This window comes from Leisingera sp. MMG026 (genome assembly GCF_021654205.1).
Lineage (GTDB): Bacteria > Pseudomonadota > Alphaproteobacteria > Rhodobacterales > Rhodobacteraceae > Leisingera.
This window is the reverse complement of the sequence record NZ_JAKFZM010000050.1, coordinates 22,808-28,973: the sequence shown is the minus strand read 5'-3', so window position 1 is coordinate 28,973 and position 6,166 is coordinate 22,808. Positions and strand designations below refer to the sequence as shown.

The window sequence follows — 6,166 nt, the reverse complement described above, 5'->3', positions numbered from 1 at the left end:
TATAAGTGCCGCGCGTCATAACGCCATTGAAGGCGTTCCGGCTGTCACGTTCGTGCTTCACGAGGTTGAACCAGTGATCGCGCAGGTGCTCGATCTCGTCGGCCCGGGCGGTGGCGGCCTGGGTCGCCATGTAAGCCTCCGGCGAGAGAGGCTCTCCGGCGGCATCGAATGCTTTGGTGGTCCGTCCTATGAAGTGGCACAGGCGCTTCTCCGCAGCGGAGAAGAGCGCCGGTTCGTCGAACCGCGCCGCCGGCCGCTGGAAGTGAAGCCTTGGTGCGGTGAAGGTGCCTTTCGAGTTCCGATACAGCTTGCGAGGGGCCGAGCCCCGGGCGACGCCGAAGGAGGCGTCCTCAATGACCTCCAGCGGGTCGATGGTCGGATCGAAATCCACATCGCAGCGGAAGACATAGCCCGAGCGAATGGCGGCACTGACCGGGCAGTTCAGCTGCGTGATTTTGCGGTCGAGCTTGGTCTGCCGGTTTACGCCGGCGACGATGCCGTCGTTGGCGATGCGCGTGTGGGTGCAGGGCTTGCCGTCTTTGATACGCTGCCGTTCGACACGCTAGCGCCACTTCGCGAGTTGTGCTTTCTCGTAGGCTAAGAGCGTCCGCTCGAGCCAGAAGATGCGATTGTAAAGCCTGGACATTCCCGGCTCCGTCTCGCCCCTGGGCGTACGGAGAATGCGGCGGATGCCGTGAAGGCCCGTGCCATTGGCCAACAGGGACAAGATCTCGATCTTCTCGTCGCGCGTCTTCTGACGGCGATGCCCGCTCGACACTGTAAAGCGGGCCCCAGGCAGTCCTTTGCAGGGCTTGTGGATTACCCGGACGGAGCGTGCACGCGGCACAGATCCCTTTTTGTGGCCGGCCTTTCGCGATGGCTTGCCGTTGGCGCCGTTGAAGATGAACTTCCCAGGCTTTTCACCTTGTTCGGTCCTTTTGTCCGTTTCTGGGTCAAGAGCTCGTGCACCTCAAATATTGGCCACTATGGCCCACGACGAAATCAAGCGGGCACAACTGAGCGCTCGCCGCGGGAAGTTTGAACTTCCCGCCAATCCGCCCCTGATGACGGAAAAATCAGACAAGATCAGGGCGTAAAAACAAATACCTGCCGACCTCTCGGTCGGCAGGCTGGCAGGACGCGTGCCCTACAGTACGGAATGGCTCCCTGTGAGGGGCCGCCTTTTTCTTTGGCGGCAGGGCTCTGGTCCCGGCGCCTGGTCCGGGGTAACCAGAGGCTTATCAAGCGACACAACAGGGGCAGCAGCCATGACGGCATCCGGAAATTCCCGCTGGGGGCTGATCCTGGCGGTCTGGGGCGCAGGCCTGGGGGCGGCTGCGCAATACGGCAAGATCAGCGTGATCTTTGGCCGGATGGGGGAGCTGTACCCGCAGGCGGGAAATGCGATCAGCTTTTCCGTGTCGCTGGTCGGGGTTTTGGGCATTCTGCTCGGGGCTGTGGCGGGGTTGTATGTCGCCGCTTTCGGCTACCGGCGCACGCTGATCTGGGCGCTGTGGGCGGGGGCGGCGATGTCTGCCCTGCAAGCGCTGCATCTGCCGTTCGGGGTGTTCCTGGCCTCCCGTGTGGTTGAGGGGCTGTCGCATCTGGGTATCGTAGTGGCAGGGCCGGTTCTGATTGCACAGCTGAGCTCGGAGCGGGGACGGGGGCTGGCGATGACCCTGTGGAGCACGTTTTTTGCCGTCGCCTTTACCCTGCTGGCCTGGTTCGGGCTGCCGCTGGCGGATGCCTGGGGGCTGCTGGCGCTGTTTGGTGCCCATGCGGGCGTAATGGCGGGGCTGGCGCTGCTGCTGGGCTTTGCCTTGCGCGATGTTCCGGTGCCGGAAAGGGGGCCGCTGCCGCGCCTGGCGGAATTGCCCGGGCTGCATCTGCCCATTTACCGGTCCCCCTGGATTTCGGCGCCGGCTGCGGGCTGGCTGTTTTACACCTGCTGTTTTGTGGCGGTGCTGACGGTGATCCCGCCTTATATCGCCGAGGACATGCGCGCCTTTGTGCTGGGGATGATGCCGCTGGCCAGCATTGCGGTGTCGATGACCCTGGGGGTGTATCTGCTGCGGTTCCTGCCGGGGATTCGGCTGGCGCAGCTGGGGTTCCTGGCTTGTGCCGCCGCCGCCCTGTGGCTGTGGGCCATGCCCGGAGCGCCTGCCGCCTGTATTGCCATGGCGGGGGCCATGGGGCTGGTGCAGGGCGGCTCCTTTGCGGCCGTTCCGCAGCTGAACGGCAGCGCCGCCGCGCGGGCGCAGTCCAGCGGTGCAATGGCGCAGATGGGTAATCTGGGCAATACCGTCGGAACGCCGCTGATGGTGCTGGCACTGGCCGGCGGCGGCTTTGGCGGCATGATGGCTGTGCTGCTGGCGCTGTTCCTGAGCGGCGCTGCGGTGCATGGTCTGCTGTCAGCGCGGCGGCGCAGCATGGCGTAACGGGGCCTCTCCCGCCCGTCACCGGCCCCCGGTTCGGGGGCCGTCGCCCGTTGGGCATGGCGCCGCAAGCGGCGCGCCGGATTCCGGTTGAAATCCGGGCCGGAAAACGCGTGTTTTCCGGTTTGATCCGGGGCCGGCGCAGCCTGCTGCCAGCTGCTGTCAGCAAGTTTTGTCCTGTTCGTGATATGTTCTCTTTTGGGGCTTGGCGTTTCCCGGTGCATTCCCTATTTGTATGGCGGGCGTTTGCCGCTGGTTTGGCAGGCGCGGGCACGGGGGCATTATGGCTGAGCTGAAATCCATCGAAGTACGCGGCGCGCGCGAGCATAATCTGAAAAGCATCGATGTGGATATTCCGCGCGATGAGCTGGTGGTGATCACCGGTCTTAGCGGTTCGGGCAAATCCAGCCTGGCGTTTGACACCATCTATGCCGAGGGCCAGCGCCGCTATGTCGAGAGCTTGTCGGCCTATGCCCGCCAGTTCCTGGACATGATGGAAAAGCCGGATGTGGACCACATCAGCGGCTTGTCTCCGGCGATTTCAATTGAGCAGAAGACGACATCGAAGAACCCACGCTCGACCGTTGGCACGGTGACTGAGATTTATGACTATCTTCGGCTGCTGTTTGCCCGCGCAGGCACGCCCTATTCCCCGGCCACCGGCAAGCCGATTGAGGCGCAGCAGGTGCAGGACATGGTCGACCGGATCATGGAGATGGAGGACGGCACCCGCGGCTATCTGCTGGCGCCGATCGTCCGCGACCGCAAGGGTGAATACAAGAAGGAATTCCTGGAGCTGCGCAAGCAGGGCTTCCAGCGGGTCAAGGTGGACGGCGAGTTCTATGAGCTGGACGAGCCGCCCACGCTGGACAAGAAGTTCCGCCATGACATCGACGTGGTGGTTGACCGTCTGGTGGTGCGCGAGGGGATGGAGACGCGGCTGGCAGACAGCTTGCGCACAGCGCTGGATCTGGCGGATGGCATTGCCATTCTGGAAACCGCGCCCAAGGAGGGCGATCCGGAACGGATTACCTTCAGTGAGAATTTTGCCTGCCCGGTCAGCGGTTTCACCATTCCGGAGATCGAGCCGCGGCTGTTTTCCTTCAACGCGCCGTTCGGGGCCTGCCCGGAATGCGATGGTCTGGGGGTTGAGCTGTTCTTTGACGAACGCCTGGTGGTGCCGGACCAGTCCCTGAAGGTCTATGACGGCGCGCTGGCACCCTGGCGCAAGGGCAAGTCGCCCTATTTCCTGCAGACCATCGAGGCCATCGCCAAGCATTACCAGTTCGACAAGAACACTGTCTGGAAGGACCTGCCGGAGAAGGTGCAGAAGGTGTTCCTGTATGGTTCCGGCGAGGAAGAGATCATGTTCCGCTATGACGAGGGCGGGCGGGTTTATCAGGTGGAGCGTACATTCGAGGGCGTCATTCCAAACATGGAGCGGCGCTACCGCGAGACGGATTCAAACTGGATCCGCGAGGAGTTCGAACGGTATCAGAACAACCGCCATTGCCACCATTGCGAGGGTTACCGGCTGCGCGCCGAGGCGCTGGCGGTGAAGATTGCCGGTGTCCATGCCGGTCAGGTGGTGCAGCTGTCGATCCGCGAGGCGCTGGCCTGGATCGAGGATGTGCCGAACCATCTGACCCAGCAGAAGCAAGAGATCGCCCGTGCTATTGTGAAGGAGATCCGCGAGCGGCTGGGGTTCCTGAATAATGTCGGGCTGGAGTATCTGTCGCTGAGCCGTAACTCCGGCACGCTGTCCGGCGGCGAGAGCCAGCGGATCCGGCTGGCGAGCCAGATCGGCTCAGGCCTTACGGGTGTGCTTTATGTGCTGGATGAACCCTCCATCGGGCTGCACCAGCGCGATAATGACCGGCTGATCGGCACCCTGAAAAACCTGCGCGATCAGGGCAATACGGTGATTGTGGTGGAACACGACGAGGACATGATCCGTCAGGCGGATTATGTGTTCGACATCGGCCCCGGCGCCGGGGTGCATGGCGGTGAAGTTGTAAGCCACGGCACACCGGGTGCGGTTGCTGCGGACACCGGCTCGATCACTGGGCAGTATCTGTCCGGCACCCGTGAGATTGCGGTGCCGCCCAAGCGGCGCAAGGGCAACAAGAAGAAGATCAAGGTGGTGAAAGCTACCGGCAACAACCTGAAAGAAGTGACGGCAGAGTTTCCGCTGGGCAAGTTTGTCTGCGTGACCGGCGTCTCCGGCGGCGGCAAGTCGACGCTGACGATTGAGACGCTGTTCAAGACCGCCTCGATGCGGCTGAACGGCGCGCGCCAGACCCCGGCGCCCTGCGAAAGCATCAAGGGGCTGGAGCATCTGGACAAGGTGATCGACATCGACCAGCGCCCGATCGGCCGCACGCCGCGGTCGAACCCTGCGACCTATACCGGTGCCTTTACGCCGATCCGCGACTGGTTTGCCGGTCTGCCGGAAGCCAAGACGCGCGGCTACAAGCCCGGGCGCTTTTCCTTCAACGTCAAGGGCGGCCGCTGCGAGGCCTGCCAGGGCGATGGTGTCATCAAGATCGAGATGCATTTCCTGCCCGACGTCTATGTGACCTGCGAAACCTGCAAGGGCGCGCGCTATAACCGCGAGACGCTGGAGATCAAGTTCAAGGGCAAGAGCATTGCCGATGTGCTGGATATGACGGTGGAAGACGCGCAGGAGTTTTTTCAGGCGGTGCCGTCGATCCGCGACAAGATGGACGCGCTGATGCGGGTGGGCCTGGGCTATATCAAGGTGGGTCAGCAGGCGACAACGCTGTCCGGCGGCGAGGCGCAGCGGGTGAAACTGTCAAAGGAACTGTCAAAACGCTCCACCGGGCGGACGCTGTATATCCTGGATGAGCCGACCACTGGCCTGCATTTCGAGGATGTGAAAAAGTTGCTGGAAGTGCTGCACGAGCTGGTGGAGCAGGGCAATTCGGTGGTGGTGATTGAGCATAATCTGGATGTGGTCAAGACCTCCGACTGGATCATCGACATCGGTCCCGAGGGCGGCGATGGCGGCGGCGAGATTGTCGCGGCGGGTACCCCCGAGATAGTGGCGGATGAGCCGCGCAGCCACACCGGGCGGTACCTGAAGGACATTCTGGCGGCACGGAAGGTGGCGGCGGAGTAGGGGCAGGGCACTGTCCCGCACGTTTGATGGAAAAGGGGCGCTGCCCCTCTTGGCCTTTGGCCAATTCACCCCGGAGTATTTCTGGAAAGATGAAAGAGGGCGGTTTCGCCCTCATTTTTCATGCAGTTTGCGCGGCGGCGGGGCGGGCCAGCATCAGCGGCACCAGGAACAGCAGCAGGAAGAGCGTGTTCATCACCACGTTGAACCAAGCGCCGGCGGCGAGGGAGCCGAGGCTGTCGGGCACGTACCAGGCCAGCAGGGCCGGGATCAGCAGGCGGTGGCCAAGAGCCGGGTTGGTGCTGTAGATATGCTCTGTCACCAGATAGATCAGCACGCAGAAGCCGCACATCAGCCCGCCGCTGATGGCGGTCATCAGGGCGGCCGCGCCGGGGGTAAGCGTCTGGGCGCCGTCCACCGGCAGAAAGGCGAGATCGATGAACAGGCTGAGCGCGGCTGCGAGCGGGGTGGCCAGCGCCAGTACCATAGCCAGCCCGAAGGCGGCGGCGAGTATCGAGACGGTTTTGAGCATGCGGATTGCAGCTGAATGGGTCATAGGAAGCTCCTGGTAATGTCTGCGCGTAGAATGCAG

Annotated in this window: 4 protein-coding genes; 3 read left to right on the top strand and 1 reads right to left on the bottom strand. The window is 63.0% G+C overall.

From position 1 onward, the window contains the following. The 3 genes from L1069_RS20230 to uvrA all read left to right on the top strand — a co-directional run. A partial coding sequence (locus L1069_RS20230; protein ID WP_237456843.1) for a hypothetical protein occupies positions 1-601 on the top strand: 601 nt, incomplete at its 5' end. A gap of 667 nt (positions 602-1,268) precedes the next feature. Then, positions 1,269-2,438, top strand: a complete 1,170-nt coding sequence (locus L1069_RS20225; protein ID WP_237456842.1) for an MFS transporter — start codon at positions 1,269-1,271, stop codon at positions 2,436-2,438. A 280-nt stretch (positions 2,439-2,718) separates the two neighbouring features. Then, positions 2,719-5,577: an excinuclease ABC subunit UvrA gene (uvrA, locus tag L1069_RS20220; RefSeq protein ID WP_237456841.1), complete on the top strand. Its 2,859-nt coding sequence runs from the start codon at positions 2,719-2,721 to the stop codon at positions 5,575-5,577. Between the two features lie 118 nt (positions 5,578-5,695). Here the strand turns inward: uvrA and L1069_RS20215 are convergent, their stop codons facing one another. Beyond that, positions 5,696-6,130, bottom strand: coding sequence for an excinuclease ABC subunit A (locus L1069_RS20215; protein ID WP_237456840.1), 435 nt, complete (start codon positions 6,128-6,130; stop codon positions 5,696-5,698). Between the last annotated feature and the right edge of the window lie 36 nt (positions 6,131-6,166).

What these genes read in the sequence shown, in the direction of transcription:
- L1069_RS20225 (WP_237456842.1), top strand. Translation starts at nt 1,269, where the DNA reads ATGACGGCATCCGGAAATTCCCGCTGGGGGCTGATCCTGGCGGTCTGG.
- uvrA (WP_237456841.1), top strand. Translation starts at nt 2,719, where the DNA reads ATGGCTGAGCTGAAATCCATCGAAGTACGCGGCGCGCGCGAGCATAAT.
- L1069_RS20215 (WP_237456840.1), bottom strand. Translation starts at nt 6,130, where the DNA reads ATGACCCATTCAGCTGCAATCCGCATGCTCAAAACCGTCTCGATACTC.